The sequence below is a fragment of the Paenibacillus sp. S150 genome (assembly GCF_019352175.1).
Classification (GTDB): domain Bacteria; phylum Bacillota; class Bacilli; order Paenibacillales; family Paenibacillaceae; genus Paenibacillus_AQ.
The window spans coordinates 36,626-53,191 of sequence record NZ_JACBYI010000028.1; the positions used below are offsets into that span (position 1 = coordinate 36,626).

Consider the following 16,566-nt stretch of genomic DNA (forward strand, 5'->3'; position numbering starts at 1 on the left):
GTATGCTTGGTTCACGCCGGATCGCCGGCGTTGCCCCCGAAAAACTTTTAGGAGTGGAAGCTTAATGGAATTCACCAAAATGCATGGTCTTGGAAATGACTTTATTATCGTGTTCGGCGAACAGGAGCTGCCCGGCAATGCCGCCGAGCTTGCGGTTACCCTGTGCAACCGGTTCTTCGGCATCGGCGCCGACGGCCTGGTGTACATTCTGCCGTCGGAGCGCGGAGATTATATGATGCGCATCATGAATTCGGACGGCTCGGAAGCGGAGCAATGCGGCAACGCAATCCGCTGTGTCTCCAAATATGCCTATGAGCATGGCCTGGTCAGCTCGGAGCAGATTGTGATCGAAACGATCGGGGCCGGCGAGCAGAAGGTATCCTTGCAGGTGAAGGACGGCGCTGTGGAGAACGTTACGGTCGATATGGGCGAGCCTGTATTGTCGGGAATGCAGATTCCGGTGGCCATTGATGCCGAGCCGGTGCTGGACCGGCCGATCGAAGCGGACGGAAGAGAGTTCAAGTTCACCGCAGTTTCCATGGGCAATCCGCATTGTGTAATCTATGTGGAGGATGCCGCAGGCTTCGATCTGGGCACCTGGGGGCCAAAGCTTGAGGTGCACCCGCTGTTTCCGAGAAAGGTGAACGTTGAATTCGCTACCGTGCTGGACCGCAGCCATGTCGATATGCGTGTCTGGGAACGCGGCGCAGGGCCCACACTGGCCTGCGGAACCGGGGCTTGCGCCACACTGGTTTCCTCCGTGCTGAACGGACTGACCGACCGTTCGGCTACGGTCAGCCTGAAGGGCGGCGACTTGCTCATCGAATGGAGCGAAGAAGACAACCACGTCTATATGACCGGCCCGGCGCAGGTTGTATATACGGGTTCCGTGGCAATCTAAAGCTGTAACCAAGACGGTGTGACAATAGGAACGGCAAGAAGGATGCCCCGCAGGCTTTTCTCTGCGGGGCATCCTTCTATTTTCCGCTGAAGCGGATACCGCCTTTGGAAAAAGGACGGCAAAGCCGTTTCCGGGAGGCGAAAGCTTATCATCCATCCCGTTTTATGTTACATTAGTATGAAACTATGGTCTGATTAGGGGAGGTTCTTGCGGTGAAGCCGGATTTGCGCTCTGCATGGAAGAATGGCGTATTGGTCGGAGACGGAGCGATGGGAACCTTTTTATATCAAAAAGGCTTCCCTGTCGGCATCTCCTATGAAGAATTGAATCTGACCTCTCCGGAGGTTATTGAGGAAGTGCACCGCAGCTATATAGAAGCGGGGGCCGTGCTGCTGGAGAGCAATACGTACTCGGCCAATTATGACAAGCTGTCCAAGTTTGGCCTGGAGGCCAAGGTCGACGAAATTAACCGCGCCGGTGTGCGCATTGCCCGGCAAGCCGCCGGAGAAACAGGGTATGTCGTAGGTGCGGTAGGCTCGATCCGTGCCGGCAAACGCGCGAACCTCTCCAGCCCGGAGCTGAAGCGGTTCTATGCCCAGCAGTTTTCGGCGCTGCTGGAAGAGCAGCCGGACGGCATTATGCTGGAAACCTTTTATGATGTGGAAGAGCTGCATCTGGCACTGAGAGCCGTCCGGAAGCTCAGCGGGCTTCCGGTGATCTGCCAGCTGGCTGTGGATGAGACCGCCCGGACGCTTGACGGCTTAACGCTGCCGGAGGCTTTTCACATTCTGGAGCAGGATGGGGCGGATATCATCGGCTTCAACTGCCGCACCGGACCCAACGGAATCAAGCGCGCGCTGAAATCGCTGCAGGGAAGCCTCAGACTTCCCGCTTCGGTCTATCCCAATGCGGGGATCGCCGATTATGTGGACGGGAAGTACCGCTACGGCGCCTCGCCGGATTATTTCGGCCAGATGGCCCCGGTTTTTGCGGATATGGGCAGCCGGATTATCGGGGGCTGCTGCGGCACAACGCCGCAGCACATCGCCGAAATCTCTGCCGCGCTGCGGGAGTATATTCCCCGGCCCCTGCCGGAGCCGACCACCGAGAGAAATCCGGAGCGCCTGGCGGTGCAGGAGCATCTGGGCGAGGATGAGGGAGGTGACGGCAGCGAGCCGACACTCGTCGACCTGGCCAGGGAACGCCATACGGTGATCGTGGAGCTGGACCCGCCGCGTGATCTGGATATCGCGAAGTTCATGCGCGGCGCGGAGGCGCTGCGCAGAGCGGGGGCGGATGCCCTGACGCTGGCGGATAATTCGCTCGCCGTAACCCGCATGAGCAACATGGCGCTTGGGCATCTGGTCAAGGCCCGAACCGGGCTGCGGCCTTTGGTCCATATCGCCTGCCGCGACCGCAATCTGATCGGAACCCAATCGCATCTCATGGGCTTCGATGCCCTGGGCATTGATCATGTGCTGGCAGTGACAGGCGATCCGGCCCGTTTCGGTGATCTGCCAGGTGCAAGCTCCATTTACGATCTGACCTCCTTTGAGATTATACGGATGATCAAGCAGCTGAACGACGGCATCGCGTTCTCCGGCAAGCCGCTGAAGCAGAAGGCGAATTTTGTGATCGGCGCAGCGTTTAATCCCAATGTCAAGCATCTGGACAAGGCGGTGGAACGGCTGGAGAAAAAGATCGCCTCCGGCGCAGACTATATTATGACCCAGCCGGTATACGATCCCGAACTGATTGCCCGCATTGCCAAGGCCACGGAGCATCTGAATATCCCGATCTTCATCGGGATTATGCCGCTGGCCAGCGGGCGCAATGCCGAATATCTGCATAATGAAGTTCCCGGCATCCAGCTCTCGCCTGAAGTGCGCAGCCGCATGGAAGGGCTGGAGGGGGAAGCCGGGCGTGCGGAAGGTGTGCGGATTGCCAAAGAGCTGCTGGATGCGGCTACTGCGCATTTTAACGGCATCTATCTGATGACGCCGTTCATGTTCTATGATATGAGCGTGCAGCTCCTGGAGTATGTGTGGGAGAAGCAAGGACGCAAATTGTCCCCCTTGTTTCGCTAGTAATAATCAATTACAATAGTGTAATGGATGTGATTCCGTTGTCATTTAGCATGACCGGATACGGTCAATCATCCCTGCAATTCGGCGGTTACAAGATTACGTTCGAAGTCAAATCGGTGAATAACCGTTACTGCGAAGTTGTGCTGCGGATGCCCCGGGATTGGACGGTTTATGAGGATATGCTCCGAAGACAGGTTCAAGGACATATCAAACGGGGACGGGTAGATGTCATCATTAACAGGGAGCATACCGAAGAGTCCGACTTGGCACAGGTGCTGAACCGTTCGGCGGTACGTTCCTATTTGAAGTCGGCAGAGCAGCTTAGATCTGAATTTGGAATCCAGGGTGAGCTGCAGCTTCGCGACATCCTTTTGATGCCGGGTGTAACGGAATTCAAGGAGGATGCCCACGCATCCGCCTCGGACCAAGACTTCAAGGCTGCCCTTGAGCGCGGGCTTGATCTAAGCCTGGAAGCTCTGATGGAGATGCGCGCCCGCGAGGGCGGTTTTCTGGCCGCTGATCTTTCGCTGCGGCTGGGTCATCTGGAGGAGCTGCACGCTGAAATGGCCGGACTTGCTCCGGTTGCGGTAAGTGAGTACCGCGACAAGCTGCGCCAGCGGCTGAGCGGGCTGAATGACGGGACGTTCCCTTTTGAAGAGCATAAATTCGGAATGGAAATTGCTATCTTTGCCGACCGCTGTAATATTGATGAAGAGCTTACCCGTCTGTACAGTCATTTTGAACAATGCAAGGCTTTGCTGAAGGGAAGCGAGCCGGCAGGACGCAAGCTGGATTTTCTCATTCAGGAGATGAACAGAGAGACGAATACAATCGGGTCGAAATGCAATCATCTGACTCTGGTGAACCTTACGCTGGATATGAAAGCTGAGCTGGAGAAGATACGTGAACAAGCAGCGAACTTAGAATGACAGGTAGCTGAAGTAAGCAAAGATGTAATCTATGGGGGGAACAACCGGAACATGGCAATCAAATTAATCAACATCGGCTTTGGAAATATTGTATCGGCCAACCGCATTATTTCCATTGTCAGCCCGGAATCTGCACCAATTAAACGCATCATCCAAGAGGCCAGAGACCGGCATATGCTGATCGACGCCACTTACGGACGCCGGACACGGGCCGTCATCATTACAGACAGCGATCATGTCATTCTCTCGGCCGTGCAGCCTGAGACGGTGGCGCACCGTCTTTCCAGCAAAGATGACGATAACGACGAATAACAACAATTGGAGTGTACTATGTCAAAAGGATTGCTGATCGTACTATCCGGTCCTTCCGGTGTCGGTAAAGGCACCGTATGCACCGCACTGCGGCCGAAGATGCCCGAGCTTGTCTATTCCGTATCCGCGACGACACGCCTGCCGCGTGAAGGTGAGGAGAACGGAGTCAACTATTTTTTCAAGACCAGAGAGCAGTTCGCGGCGATGATTGAAGCCGACCAGCTGCTCGAATATGCGGAGTACGTAGGCAATTATTACGGTACTCCGCGTGACTTTGTGGAGCGGACGCTCGACAGCGGAAGAGATATTATTCTGGAAATCGAGGTTCAGGGAGCACTCAAGGTCAAAGATAAATTTCCCGAAGGTATCTTTGTGTTCCTTCTTCCGCCTTCCATGGACGAATTGAAGGACCGCATTCGCGGACGCGGTACGGAGCATCCCGATGTCATTAACCACCGCATGTCCGTGGCGGAGGATGAGATCGGCCTGATCCGGCATTACGATTACGCAGTAGTGAATGATGAGATTGATCTGGCCTGCAAGCGAATAGAAAGCATCATTATTGCCGAGCATTGTAAGGTGAGATGATAGGCACTACAGAGTTTAAGCCCATATTATAGTAAAAGATGAAGAGGTGTCTTACGTGCTATATCCATCCATTGACGAAATGATGACGAAAGTCGACAGCAAGTATTCCCTGGTTGTCGCTGCAGCCCGCCGGGCAAGAGAGCTTCGTGAAGGCGGCAAGACTGATATCAAAGCGCCGAGATCCCACAAGTTCGTCGGTGTTGCGCTGGAAGAAATTTATGAGGACCGCATCGTTGTAACCCGCGGCGAAGAGTAGTCCAAGGGTTCCCTGCTAGGCCATTCCAGAAACGGACGCCGCCTTTTCTATAGGGCTGCTGCCGTTTCTTCTTGGGTTAGGAGGCTAATAATTACTGATTCAGCCTTGAATAGCCCGGACCGGGCTGTATCTGACAACCGGAAGGTTGTTATTTTTTTCTCAAAAACCGAAGGATTTCAGGTTTTTCTTTTCATATCAGTCACAGATAGGCGCTAGGCAAGGGAACAGGGGGGAGATTAAGTTGAAGAGCTTACAGGGCAAAACGATTATATTGGGGATTACCGGAGGGATTGCTGCCTACAAGGGGGCGGCCTTGACCAGCAAGCTTACGCAAAAAGGGGCCAAGGTGCATGTGATCATGACAGCTTCGGCCAAGCAGTTTATCACCGAGCTGACACTTCAGTCTTTATCCAAGCAGCGGGTATTCAGCGATACGTTTCAGGAGCGCGATCCGTCTTCGATTTCGCATATTGACCTGGCGGATTCCGCCGATCTTGTACTGATAGCTCCGGCAACGGCCAATATCATCGCCAAAATGGCACATGGGCTGGCGGATGATATGCTGTCCACCACCTTGCTTGCCGCGACCGCCCCCGTGATGGTGGCACCGGCTATGAATGTGAATATGTACCAGCATCCGGCAGTGCTCGCCAACATCGATACGCTGTATAAGCGGGGAGTGCAATTCATCGAGCCGGGAGAAGGACTGCTGGCCTGCGGTTATGTGGGTAAGGGACGACTGGAGGAGCCGGAAGCGATTGTAAAAGTGGTGGAGCAGTTTTTTGCCCTTCAGCATGGCGCTGCCGCGGGACCGCTTGCCGGTAAAAAAGTGCTGATCACCGCCGGCGGAACGATTGAGCGCATTGATCCGGTCCGCTACATTACCAATGATTCCTCCGGTAAAATGGGCTTTGCCCTCACCCGCGCTGCACGGGCAATGGGCGCAGAGGTTACCCTGATTGCTGCACGTACCGATGAAGCCCCGCCCCGGGACCCGGAAATCCGTGTGGTGCGTGTAGAGTCGGCTGCGGATATGTATGAAGCGGTTCTGAGCTGCTGGGATGACTGCGATATTCTGGTTAAGGCAGCGGCTGTGTCGGATTACCGGCCACGGCAGAGCGCGGAATCCAAGATTAAGAAGAGCGGGGATACCCTGACCCTTGAACTCGTGAAGACGACCGACATACTGGAAAGTCTCGGCAAACACAAGGATAAGCAATTTCTGATCGGCTTTGCCGCCGAAACGGGCAATGCCGAATGGTATGCCAAGGACAAGCTGGCCCGCAAAAACCTGGATCTGATCGTTGCCAACGATATCGCTGCGGAAGGGGCAGGGTTCGGTACAGAGACCAACATAGTGTCCATCTATGATGCAGAGGGACTGGTGCTTGATCTGCCGCTGCTGTCCAAGGATGAAGTGGCACGGCGGCTGCTGGAGCTGGCAGCGGAACGGATTTCCGGAGCAGCATTATAATGGAGATTGCCAAGGTCATTGTCGATGTACCCGTGCGCAGCACTGACCGGCCCTTTGATTATTTGATACCGGAATCGCTTAAGCTGTGGATTGAAGTGGGAAGCCGGGTGGCGGTTCCCTTCGGGCACCGGACAGTGCAGGGCTTTGTAGTATCGCTTGAATCGGGAGAGACCGGCCCGGTGCCGGGTTTGAAGGCGATTCAGGAGGTGCTTGACCTGCTTCCCCCGCTGTCTCCCGAGCTGGTTGAGCTGGGCGACTGGATGAGTCAAAGATATGCCTGCAGACGCATATCCGCGCTTCAGGCGATGCTCCCTACGGCATTAAAGGGCAAGGCCGAGCGGTTGATTACGCTTGGGGACGCCGCAGAGGCTAGCGGCAGCTCCGCAGATGAGCTGTTCCCCCTGTTCCTGGAGACGGATCAGGAGGAGAGCCGCATTGCCGAGTTTGTCGGGCGCCATGGCGAGGTCTCCATGAAGCTGCTGACCCGGACCTTTCCGCAGGCGGCGGAAACCGTGAAATTTATGCTCCGCCGGGGCGTGCTGGCCGAGAGCCAGTCGATCAAAGACAAGCTGGGCAAGAAAAAGCTGAAGGCGGTCGATCTGGCCATTGGCCTGTCAGCAGCCCGCGAATCTTTATCCGGCTTCCCGGCGCGTTCAGCCCGCCAAAAGGAAGTGCTGTCCTTTCTAATCGATATGGAGGCCACGCTTCCGATGCCGATGAAGGAGGTACTGTCCATTCTGCAGGTTACTGCAGGGACGGTTAAGGCGCTTGAGGACAAGGGATTCATCGAGATCAGTGAAATTGAAGTGTACCGGGACCCTTACCGGGGCCGTGACTTCAAGCCGAGCACACCTTTGCCGCTGACAGCGGAGCAGGAGGCTGTATACACGCGCATTGCCGCCGCCGTGGATGAGCTGCGGCATGAGGTGTTTCTGCTGCATGGGGTAACCGGGAGCGGAAAGACAGAAATCTATCTGCAGTGCATTCAGCGCTGCGTGGATCAGGGCCGCCAAGCCGTAGTGCTTGTACCCGAGATTGCCCTCACGCCGCAGATGGTCGAGCGGTTCAAAGGCCGCTTCGGCAGCGGGGTTGCCGTAATGCACAGCCGGCTGTCTGCGGGCGAACGATATGACGAATGGCGCAAAATCCGCGAAGGCAAAGCGTCAGTGGCCGTAGGTGCCCGTTCCGCGGTGTTTGCTCCATTCGTAAGTCTGGGCCTGATTATTATGGACGAAGAGCATGAATCCTCCTATAAGCAGGAGGAGAATCCGAAATACCATGCGCGTGATGTGGCGGTACGCAGGGCAGAGCAGGGCGGAGCCGCGGTCATCCTCGGCTCCGCCACTCCTTCCCTGGAGAGCTATCATGCCGCAAGAGCACAGAGCGATATTCATTTCTCGCCAATCCTTCTGCAGATGCCCAGCCGGGCGCTGGGCAATGAATTGCCCAAGGTGCATGTGACCGACATGCGCGAGGAGCTGAAGGAAGGGAACCGTTCGATGTTCAGCCGCAGGCTGCACGCTGCGCTGCAGAGCCGGCTGGAACGGGGAGAGCAGACAGTGCTCCTGCTGAACCGCAGAGGCTTCTCCACCTTCGTGATGTGCCGCAGCTGCGGCTATGTCGCCGGCTGTCCGGACTGCGATATCTCGCTGACCTACCACAGCCGCAGCGATAATCTGCGTTGCCATTACTGCGGCCACGCCGAACCGGCGCCTAAGGTATGCCCGGAGTGCGGGAGTGAGCATATCCGCTTCTTCGGGACAGGCACACAGCGGGTTGAAGAGGAGCTGGGCAAGCTGTTCCCCGGAATCCGTGTCATCCGGATGGATGTGGATACTACAACGGAGAAGGGCTCGCATGAGAAGCTGCTGAACCAGTTCAGGGACAAGAAGGCCGACGTGCTGCTGGGTACGCAGATGGTGGCCAAGGGGCTCGACTTTCCGGATGTGACGCTGGTCGGTGTCATTACTGCGGACTCTGCGCTCAATTTGCCGGACTTCCGTGCGGCGGAGAAGACGTTCCAGCTGCTGACGCAGGTAGCCGGAAGAGCTGGACGCCATCAGCTTCCAGGGGAGGTGGTTGTCCAATCCTATACGCCGGAGCATTATTCGATTGTGCATGCCAGCGGCCATGATTATCATTCGTTTGTGCGTGAAGAGCTGAAGCACCGCCGGGAGCTGCATTACCCGCCTTATTGCCGCCTGATTCTCGTTACTCTCTCCCATGAACAGCTGCCGGTGCTGCTGCGGCTGGCAGAGAATTATGCGCTGAACCTGCAAGGCAAAGCACGGCAGCTCCGCTGGTATGGCAGCCTGGACAAGCTGTCCTCTGATGCGCTCGATCTGCTCGGGCCGGTCGCCTCTCCGCTGCCCCGGCTTAAGGGGAGATACAGATTCCAATGCATTATTAAATGGCGCGGTTCTATCGATGCCATCGGGCTGGCGCGCGGGGTGGCCGAAGAGCTTGAGGATTCGGCGCGGGATACGGGGCTGCAGATCAGCCTGGACGTTGATCCGCAGATGTTGATGTAATCGGCGGGCATGTTACAATGGGTAGGGAATGGCACCGCGCTGCTGCCCCAAGATCTGTAATTGCCGCTTACACGGCCATACATGAGAAGGCAGCCTCCTTGGCTGGCCTATGTATAAAGATAAGACTTTATATGTTTCACGCTATCATTAGCCTTATCTTTCTCGCTGAAACGGATACCGTCCTTATCAGGACGGCGAAGCCGTTTCCGCTTGTTGTTTGATTTTGCTGGAAGAGGCAAGCTGGAGATCCGCTCCCGGCTTGCCGGCTGTACTATAGAAATGTTCAAGGATGGTGTTTTTGTAATGGCTATCAGGCTGATTGTGAAAGAACCGGATGAAGTGCTGCACAAGACGGCAAAGACGGTAACCAAGGTAACCCCCAATGTTCAGAAGCTGCTGGACGACATGGCCGATACCATGTATGACGCGGAAGGCGTTGGATTGGCCGCACCGCAGATCGGAATTCTGAAACGGCTGATCGTGGTGGACGCCGATGAAGAGCACGGATTGATCAAGCTGATTAATCCGGAGATTGTCAGCAGGGACGGCGAGCAGTTCGGACCGGAAGGCTGCCTGAGCATTCCGGGTCTCAACGGCGATGTGCGCCGTGCGGAAACGGTGACCGTGACCGGGCTTGACCGGGAAGGCAAGGAGGTTACGATCACCGGGAGCGGCCTGCTGGCCCGGGCGTTTCAGCATGAGATCGATCATCTTAACGGGGTGCTGTTCACGGACATTGCCGAAAAGGTATATGAGTATACGGCTGAGCGCAGCGAAACTGAGGAGTGAATGGAATGAAGATAGTGTTCATGGGAACTCCGGCTTTTGCGGTGCCTTCCCTGCAGATGCTGCTGGAGGAAGGGTACGAGGTTGTGGCGGTTGTAACCCAGCCGGACCGGCCGCAGGGCCGGAAGAAGACGCTGACGCCTTCTCCTGTGAAGGAGGCGGCTCTGTCTCTGGGACTGCCGGTGCTGCAGCCTGAACGGATGCGGCGCCCTGAAGCCGTAGCCGAGCTGGCGGCCTATGAGCCGGATCTGATCGTTACGGCGGCTTACGGGCAGATTCTGCCGAAATCCGTGCTGGAGCTGCCGCAATACGGCTGTGTGAACGTGCATGGCTCGCTGCTGCCGAAATACCGCGGCGGCGCACCGATCCAGCGCTGCATTATTAATGGCGAGAAGGTTACCGGAGTCACGCTGATGTACATGGCGGAAGGACTGGATACCGGCGATATGATCTCGCGGGTTGAGGTTTCCATTGACGATGAGGACACTTCGGGCACGCTGTTTGAGAAGCTGAGCCTGGCCGGATGTGAGCTGCTCAAGGCGGAAATGCCGCGGCTGGCCGCCGGACGCGTGCAGGCGACTCCACAGGATGACAGCGAAGCCACCTATGCGCCGAATCTCAGCAGGGAAGATGAACGGATTGATTGGAGCGCGGGCTCGCGTGACATTTATAACCGCATTCGCGGACTGGTGCCGTTCTCCGGCGCGTTTACACTCTGGAACGGTGAAACGTTCAAGGTATGGGCTGCGCTGAAGCCCGCCGCGCAAGGCGGAGGCAGCGCGGCAGTACCCGGCACGGTGCTTGCGGTGAGCGGGGACGGGGTTGAGGTGAAGACAGGCGATGGCAGCCTGCTGCTCACCTCGGTTCAGCCGGCCGGCAAAAAAGCAATGACGGCAGCCGACTTCAGCCGGGGGGCAGCGATGAAGCCCGGAACGGTGCTGGGTTGAGCGCGGGCAGCGGCGCGGACCGCAGAGGGCCGCATGTTCAGCCAAGCGGCGGCAACGGACCTGGGGCTGCCGGAGCCAAGCAGGCCGGCGGCGGCAAAGATAAAAGCACGGCAGGCAAGAATCACCGGCCTGGCGGCGCAGGCAAACCGGCGGCCGGGTCCGCCCGCGAGGTGGCGCTGGATGTGCTTGTCCGCGTTGAGCAGCAGGGGGCTTACAGCAATCTGCTGCTGAGCAGCAGCCTGCAGAAGTCTGCGCTCAGCCGTGAGGATGCAGGCCTGGTTACAGAACTGGTATACGGCAGCATCTCTCGGATGATTACCCTCGATTATGTGCTGGGCGGCTTCGTCAGCAAAGGCCTTGCCAGGCTTGCGCCCTGGGTCCGCAGCCTGCTGCGCCTAAGCTTGTATCAGCTAATGTACCTGGACCGTGTTCCCTCCCATGCTGCCGTCAACGAAGCGGTGAACATCGCCAAGAAACGCGGGCATCAGGGGATTTCGGGCATGGTGAACGGAGTGCTCAGAAGCGTGCTGCGTGCCGGGGAGCTGCCGGTTCTGCCGGAGAGTCTCGGCCGCGAGGAACGGATATCTGTTCTGCACTCCCATCCGCTATGGATGGTACGGCGCTGGGCCGCGGAGTATGGGGTGGAGGCGGCCGAAGCGATATGCGCGGCCAACAATGAGCCGCCGGCGTCCAGCGTCCGTGTGAATGCTGCAATGATCAGCCGTGATGCCCTGCTGGCCCAGATGCTTGAAGCCGGCCTGGAAGCTTCGGCCTCCCTCGTCAGCCCGTATGGCATCGTCGTCAAGGGCGGCGGCAATCTGGCCCTGACCTCCTGGTACCGGGAGGGTTGCTTGTCGGTCCAGGATGAGAGCTCGATGCTGGTGGCTGAGGCTGTGGCGCCGGAGCCGGGCATGAGGGTGCTTGACTGCTGTGCCGCTCCGGGAGGCAAAAGCGCCCATATGGGCGAGCTGATGAAAGATGAAGGCTGGATCTATGCGAACGATCTGCATGCCCACAAGGCGCAGCTGGTTGCCGACCAGGCGCAGCGGCTGGGTCTCGGCTGCATTGCCACAGGCAGCCATGATGCGCTCCGGCTGGCCCGGGTGCTTGAACCGGAATCCTTTGACCGGATTCTGCTTGATGCCCCTTGCTCCGGACTTGGGGTCATCCGCCGGAAGCCGGATCTCAAATGGCGCAAGCAGCCGGAGGATGTAGCCAGCGTGGCTGCGCTGCAGGCCGAGCTGCTGCAATCGGTCTCAGGGCTGCTGAAGCCCGGCGGTGTTCTGGTCTACAGCACCTGTACAACAGAGCAGGCGGAGAACAGCCGGATCATTGCTGAATTCCTGAAGAATAATCCCGGCTTCGCCTCTGTATCCTTCAGCTCTCCGGTATGGAAGAGACTGGAGGGAACCGCACTGGCGGAGGGAGAGGGAATCCAGCTTTTGCCTCAGCATTTCGGCAGTGACGGGTTCTACATTGCCCGGCTGCAGAGACTCTTGTAATATAGCAGCTCCGCAACACTTTTACCGGTCTCCCGCCCGCAGGTGGTTATGCGCGGCGGGCTTTTCTTTTACCGTCTCTGGAATTTGTGTTAAAATAGGAAGAATGAGAAATAATACGCATATCATTAAGTAGAAACGGCTTTGCCGTAGAAGTCTATATATCTTAAGAAAGAACAGGTGCTAAAAACCAATGAAACCTTTAATATATGATTTTTCTCTGGAAGAGTTGGAGCAGTGGTCCAAGGACAACGGAGAGCCGGCTTTTCGCGGCGGACAGATTTTTGATTGGCTGTACGTCAAACGGGTCAATAATTTTGAATCTATGAGCAATCTCTCCAAGGCGCTGCGCGCCAAGCTGAACGAACAGTTCAGCATAGAAGCGCTGACCGAGATCACGAAGCTGGAATCCAAGGACGGTACCGTCAAATTCCTGTTCGGTCTGCATGATGACCATGCGATCGAGACAGTTATTATGAAACACAATTATGGAAACAGCGTCTGTGTGACTACACAGGTGGGCTGCCGGATCGGCTGCACCTTCTGCGCGTCCACACTCGGCGGGCTGAAGCGGGATCTGACGGCCGGAGAGATTGTCGCCCAGGTTGTTCGTTCCCAGCAGATTCTGGACCGCCGCGGCGAACGTGTCAGCAGCATTGTTATTATGGGCACAGGCGAGCCGTTTGAGAACTATGACGCCACAATGAGATTCCTGCGCCTGATGATTCACGAGAAGGGCCTGAATATTGGACAGCGGCATATTACGGTCTCCACCAGCGGGATTGTGCCGAATATTTATAAGTTTGCCGACGAAGACACCCAGATCAATCTGGCGATTTCGATTCATGCGCCCAATGATGCGCTGCGCTCCAAGCTGATGCCGGTCAACCGCCGTTATCCTTTTGATGATGTAATCGAGTCCCTGCGTTACTACCAGGCCAAGACTGGCCGCCGGGTCAGCTTTGAATATGCGCTGATCGGCGGCGTCAATGACCAGAAGGAGCATGCGGAGGAGCTGGCCGGAGTGCTTAAGACCATGCTGTGCCATGTGAATCTGATTCCGGTCAATCATGTGCCGGAGCGCAAGTATGTACGGACTTCCCGCAATGATATTTTTGAATTTCAGCGTATTCTGGCCGACCATGGCGTGAATGTTACCATCCGCCGTGAGCAGGGCCATGATATTGCGGCCGCATGCGGACAGCTGCGCGCCAAACATATGGAGTTGGGGTGAGGATATTTGATCAGAACAGTTCATGCCAGCGACATTGGCCGGGTACGTACCGTCAATGAGGATTCGGTCTGGATCGGCGTGACACGCCATGGTTATACCCTCGGCATTATCGCCGATGGAATGGGCGGACATCTGGCTGGCGACACCGCGAGCCGTCTTGCCCTGGAGACAATGAGAGCTGCCCTGGACGGGCTTCAGCCGGATCTTTCCGGGGAAGAGCTGCGGGACGCGCTTGCTTCCGCCATTTATGAAGCCAACAAAACAGTGTACAATGAGGCTTTAAGTGATGAGAAGTATCATAATATGGGTACGACCGTCGTGGCTGCGCTTTTGAAGGGGCCGACCGGATTTATCGGCCACATCGGGGACAGCAGAGCCTACTTGATCAAGAATGGGGCAGTCATCCAGTTAACTGAGGATCATACGCTGGTCAATGAGCTGTTCAAGAACGGCCAGATCAGTCTCGAGGAGCTTGATAACCACCCGCGCCGCAATGTTCTGACCAGGGCGCTTGGAACGGATGAAGAGGTTACCGCCGATCTGGCGCCCGTGCAGCTGGCACCTGGTGAGCTTTTGCTGCTGTGCAGCGATGGTCTGAGCAATTTCGTCAACCCGGAGAATTTGGGAAAAGTGGCTGGAATACAGGAAATATCCTTAGAGGAAAGAGCGGACCGTTTACTTCAGCTGGCATTGCTTGCCGGCGGCGCCGATAATATAAGCGTTGCTATGTTAGAACATCAAGGAGAGGCCGCTGTGCCCGAGACAAAGGAGTGGGATACATGATCGGTCACGAATTGGGCGGCCGTTACCAAGTCATCGAACGGATCGGGGGAGGCGGCATGGCGCTCGTCTATAGAGCCCATGACATTTTGTTGAACCGGAACGTCGCCATCAAAGTATTGCGCAACCAGTTTGTGCACGATGAGGAATTTATCCGCCGCTTCCGGCGGGAGGCGCAATCTGCAGCATCCTTATCGCATCCGAATGTGGTCAGCATATATGATGTAGGGCAGGAAGATGAAATTCATTATATCGTTATGGAGTATATAGAAGGCAAGAACCTGAACGAGATTATCAAAGAACGGGCTCCGCTGCAGGTGGATGAGTCTGTCCGCATTGCCTCCCAGATCTGCGACGCGCTCGATCATGCGCACCAGAATCAGATCATACACCGTGACATCAAGCCGCATAACATTCTGATCGGACGTAACGGGAGAGTCAAAGTGACGGATTTCGGGATTGCCCGGGCAGTTACCTCCACTACGATTACCCAGACGGGTTCGGTGGTGGGTTCGGTGCATTATTTCTCGCCGGAGCATGCCAAAGGGGTAACTACAGGGGAGAAGTCCGATCTCTATTCCCTGGGGATTGTGCTCTATCAGATGCTTACCGGTGTGCTGCCATTCTTGGGTGAGAGCCCGATCAGCGTGGCTTTGAAGCATCTGCAGGAGGAATTTGAAGAGCCGCGTCTGCTCAATCCGCTGATTCCCCAAAGCGTAGAGAATGTTATTTTACGGTCCATGCGCAAGAATCCTGAGGAACGGTATCAATCGGCGAAGGAAATGCTGCAGGATCTGGAGACCTGCCTGCTGCCCGAAAGACGCAGTGAATCCAAAGCGCTGTTCAACGATGATGAGGATGAGGACAGAACCCGTGTGATTCCGGCGATCAAGCCGATGCAGCGGGGACTCGGCAGCCGCGGCGGAGGAGAAGACAGAATGAGGCGGGAAGCGGAAGAGCCGCCTGCTGGTTCCGGCAAACGGAGATGGGGCCGTCCGGTGTTATGGATAAGCCTCACGCTCCTTCTCCTGCTCGCCATGGGCGGCGTGGTCTGGTATGTGAATGCCAAGCTTGTCGTCGACGAGGTGGCTGTGCCCAAAGTGACTGAAATGTCCTTTGAGGAGGCCAAGGCCGAGCTGGCGAAGGTTGGGCTGATTGCGGAAGAACCGGCGCTCCAGGAGTACAACCCGAATTACGAGCCGGATGAGGTGTGGAAGCAAAGTAAAGATCCCGATACGATAGTCAAAGAAGGCACACATATCACTCTTACCGTAAGCACAGAAAAGACCCTTCCCCAGATGATCGACTTATCCGGCAAGCCTTATGAGGAGGCAGTCAAGCTGCTGATTGCGGAAGGTGTGGAGCAAAAACGGATTACACAGGACCCGCGCTACAGCGAGGATTTCCCCGAAGGGCAGGTCATCAGCTCGGAGCCGGCCGTGAACAGCGAATATGATCCGGAGACGGCAACGATCAAGCTGATTGTCAGCCAAGGAAAAGAGACGACGCCGATACCGGATCTCGTAGGCAAAACCCAGGCGGACGCGAAAGCGATGCTCGAGGCAGCCGGTCTGGTCCTCGGTGAGATTAAGGAAGAATCGAGCTTTTCTGTTGAGGCAGGCCTGGTGCTTGAGCAATGGCCTTATGAGAAAGGCGATACGGCTTCTCCCGGAGAAAAGATTAACATTACGGTAAGCACAGGCTATCCGCCTGAAGCTCTGGAGTATACGTACGATGTACCTGTGGCCCCTTTGGCAGAGGGCCAAAAGACCAAAATCCGCATTATTTATGCGGATGCCCGCAAAGATGGCGAGAACCAGGAATGGGGAACACGGACGATTGCGAAAAGCCAGAAATTATCGGTGAATCTGGTCCTCGCCCCTAATAAGGACGGTTCCATTTCCGTCTACCAGGATGGCGAATTCGTGGAAACCTATACGATCAGATACTCTGACGCCAAAAATGGAACTGTACCCGAGCCGGAGCCTCCGGTACAGCATACCCCCGAGCCAACACAGGCGCCTACTGACATACCTGTGTCTGCTGATCCGACGATTGAACCGGAAATTCTGCCTCCGTCCACTGAAGGCGGTGCAAATACGGAAACGGGGGATTAGAAGCAATAAAAAGAGATAAGCTGCAGCTGCCCGAAGGAAACGCCGGAACGGCTGCGGCAGCAGAATGACCCGGGTAGCTACAGGCTTGGGTCATTTGTGCAAAATCAGGAGAGGAAGGCTCATTA

14 protein-coding genes are annotated in these 16,566 nt (G+C 56.4%); all 14 read left to right on the forward strand.

Going from position 1 to position 16,566, the window contains the following annotated elements:
• Positions 1-64 precede the first annotated feature (64 nt).
• The 14 genes from dapF (at position 65) to pknB (ending at position 16,441) form a co-directional block, all read left to right on the forward strand.
• Positions 65-901 (forward strand): diaminopimelate epimerase, encoded by an 837-nt coding sequence (gene dapF / locus HYD27_RS21765; RefSeq protein WP_219218625.1) that lies wholly within the window; start codon positions 65-67, stop codon positions 899-901.
• Positions 902-1,113: 212 nt separating this feature from the next.
• Positions 1,114-2,988, forward strand: a complete 1,875-nt coding sequence (locus tag HYD27_RS21770) for a bifunctional homocysteine S-methyltransferase/methylenetetrahydrofolate reductase (RefSeq protein ID WP_219218628.1) — start codon at positions 1,114-1,116, stop codon at positions 2,986-2,988.
• Positions 2,989-3,026: 38 nt separating this feature from the next.
• Positions 3,027-3,917: a YicC/YloC family endoribonuclease gene (locus tag HYD27_RS21775; RefSeq protein ID WP_219218629.1), complete on the forward strand. Its 891-nt coding sequence runs from the start codon at positions 3,027-3,029 to the stop codon at positions 3,915-3,917.
• Between the two features lie 51 nt (positions 3,918-3,968).
• The gene (gene remA, locus HYD27_RS21780; RefSeq protein ID WP_006209218.1) at positions 3,969-4,229 is read left to right on the forward strand and encodes an extracellular matrix/biofilm regulator RemA; all 261 of its coding nucleotides are present in this window, start codon (positions 3,969-3,971) and stop codon (positions 4,227-4,229) included.
• Positions 4,230-4,247: 18 nt separating this feature from the next.
• On the forward strand, positions 4,248-4,817 hold the full coding sequence (gene gmk, locus HYD27_RS21785; protein ID WP_219218630.1) for a guanylate kinase: 570 nt from the start codon (positions 4,248-4,250) through the stop codon (positions 4,815-4,817).
• A 55-nt stretch (positions 4,818-4,872) separates the two neighbouring features.
• Positions 4,873-5,073, forward strand: a complete 201-nt coding sequence (gene rpoZ / locus HYD27_RS21790) for a DNA-directed RNA polymerase subunit omega (RefSeq protein WP_219218631.1) — start codon at positions 4,873-4,875, stop codon at positions 5,071-5,073.
• Positions 5,074-5,314: 241 nt separating this feature from the next.
• Positions 5,315-6,547 (forward strand): bifunctional phosphopantothenoylcysteine decarboxylase/phosphopantothenate--cysteine ligase CoaBC, encoded by a 1,233-nt coding sequence (gene coaBC / locus HYD27_RS21795; protein ID WP_219218632.1) that lies wholly within the window; start codon positions 5,315-5,317, stop codon positions 6,545-6,547.
• Complete coding sequence (gene priA, locus HYD27_RS21800; RefSeq protein WP_219218633.1) at positions 6,547-9,078, forward strand: primosomal protein N'; 2,532 nt, start codon at positions 6,547-6,549, stop codon at positions 9,076-9,078. Before coaBC ends, priA begins: the two co-directional genes overlap by 1 nt.
• A gap of 303 nt (positions 9,079-9,381) precedes the next feature.
• Positions 9,382-9,867 (forward strand): peptide deformylase, encoded by a 486-nt coding sequence (gene def, locus HYD27_RS21805; RefSeq protein WP_219218634.1) that lies wholly within the window; start codon positions 9,382-9,384, stop codon positions 9,865-9,867.
• A 5-nt stretch (positions 9,868-9,872) separates the two neighbouring features.
• A complete protein-coding gene (gene fmt / locus HYD27_RS21810; RefSeq protein ID WP_219218635.1) occupies positions 9,873-10,811 on the forward strand; it encodes a methionyl-tRNA formyltransferase in 939 nt (312 codons plus the stop codon).
• Positions 10,808-12,313, forward strand: a complete 1,506-nt coding sequence (rsmB, locus tag HYD27_RS21815; protein WP_219218636.1) for a 16S rRNA (cytosine(967)-C(5))-methyltransferase RsmB — start codon at positions 10,808-10,810, stop codon at positions 12,311-12,313. Before fmt ends, rsmB begins: the two co-directional genes overlap by 4 nt.
• A 190-nt stretch (positions 12,314-12,503) precedes the next feature.
• A complete protein-coding gene (gene rlmN / locus HYD27_RS21820; RefSeq protein ID WP_219218638.1) occupies positions 12,504-13,544 on the forward strand; it encodes a dual-specificity RNA methyltransferase RlmN in 1,041 nt (346 codons plus the stop codon).
• Positions 13,545-13,550: 6 nt separating this feature from the next.
• Complete coding sequence (locus HYD27_RS21825) at positions 13,551-14,327, forward strand: Stp1/IreP family PP2C-type Ser/Thr phosphatase (protein ID WP_219218640.1); 777 nt, start codon at positions 13,551-13,553, stop codon at positions 14,325-14,327.
• Positions 14,324-16,441 (forward strand): Stk1 family PASTA domain-containing Ser/Thr kinase, encoded by a 2,118-nt coding sequence (gene pknB / locus HYD27_RS21830; protein WP_219218642.1) that lies wholly within the window; start codon positions 14,324-14,326, stop codon positions 16,439-16,441. The genes HYD27_RS21825 and pknB overlap by 4 nt, the downstream gene beginning before the upstream one ends.
• Positions 16,442-16,566 lie beyond the last annotated feature (125 nt).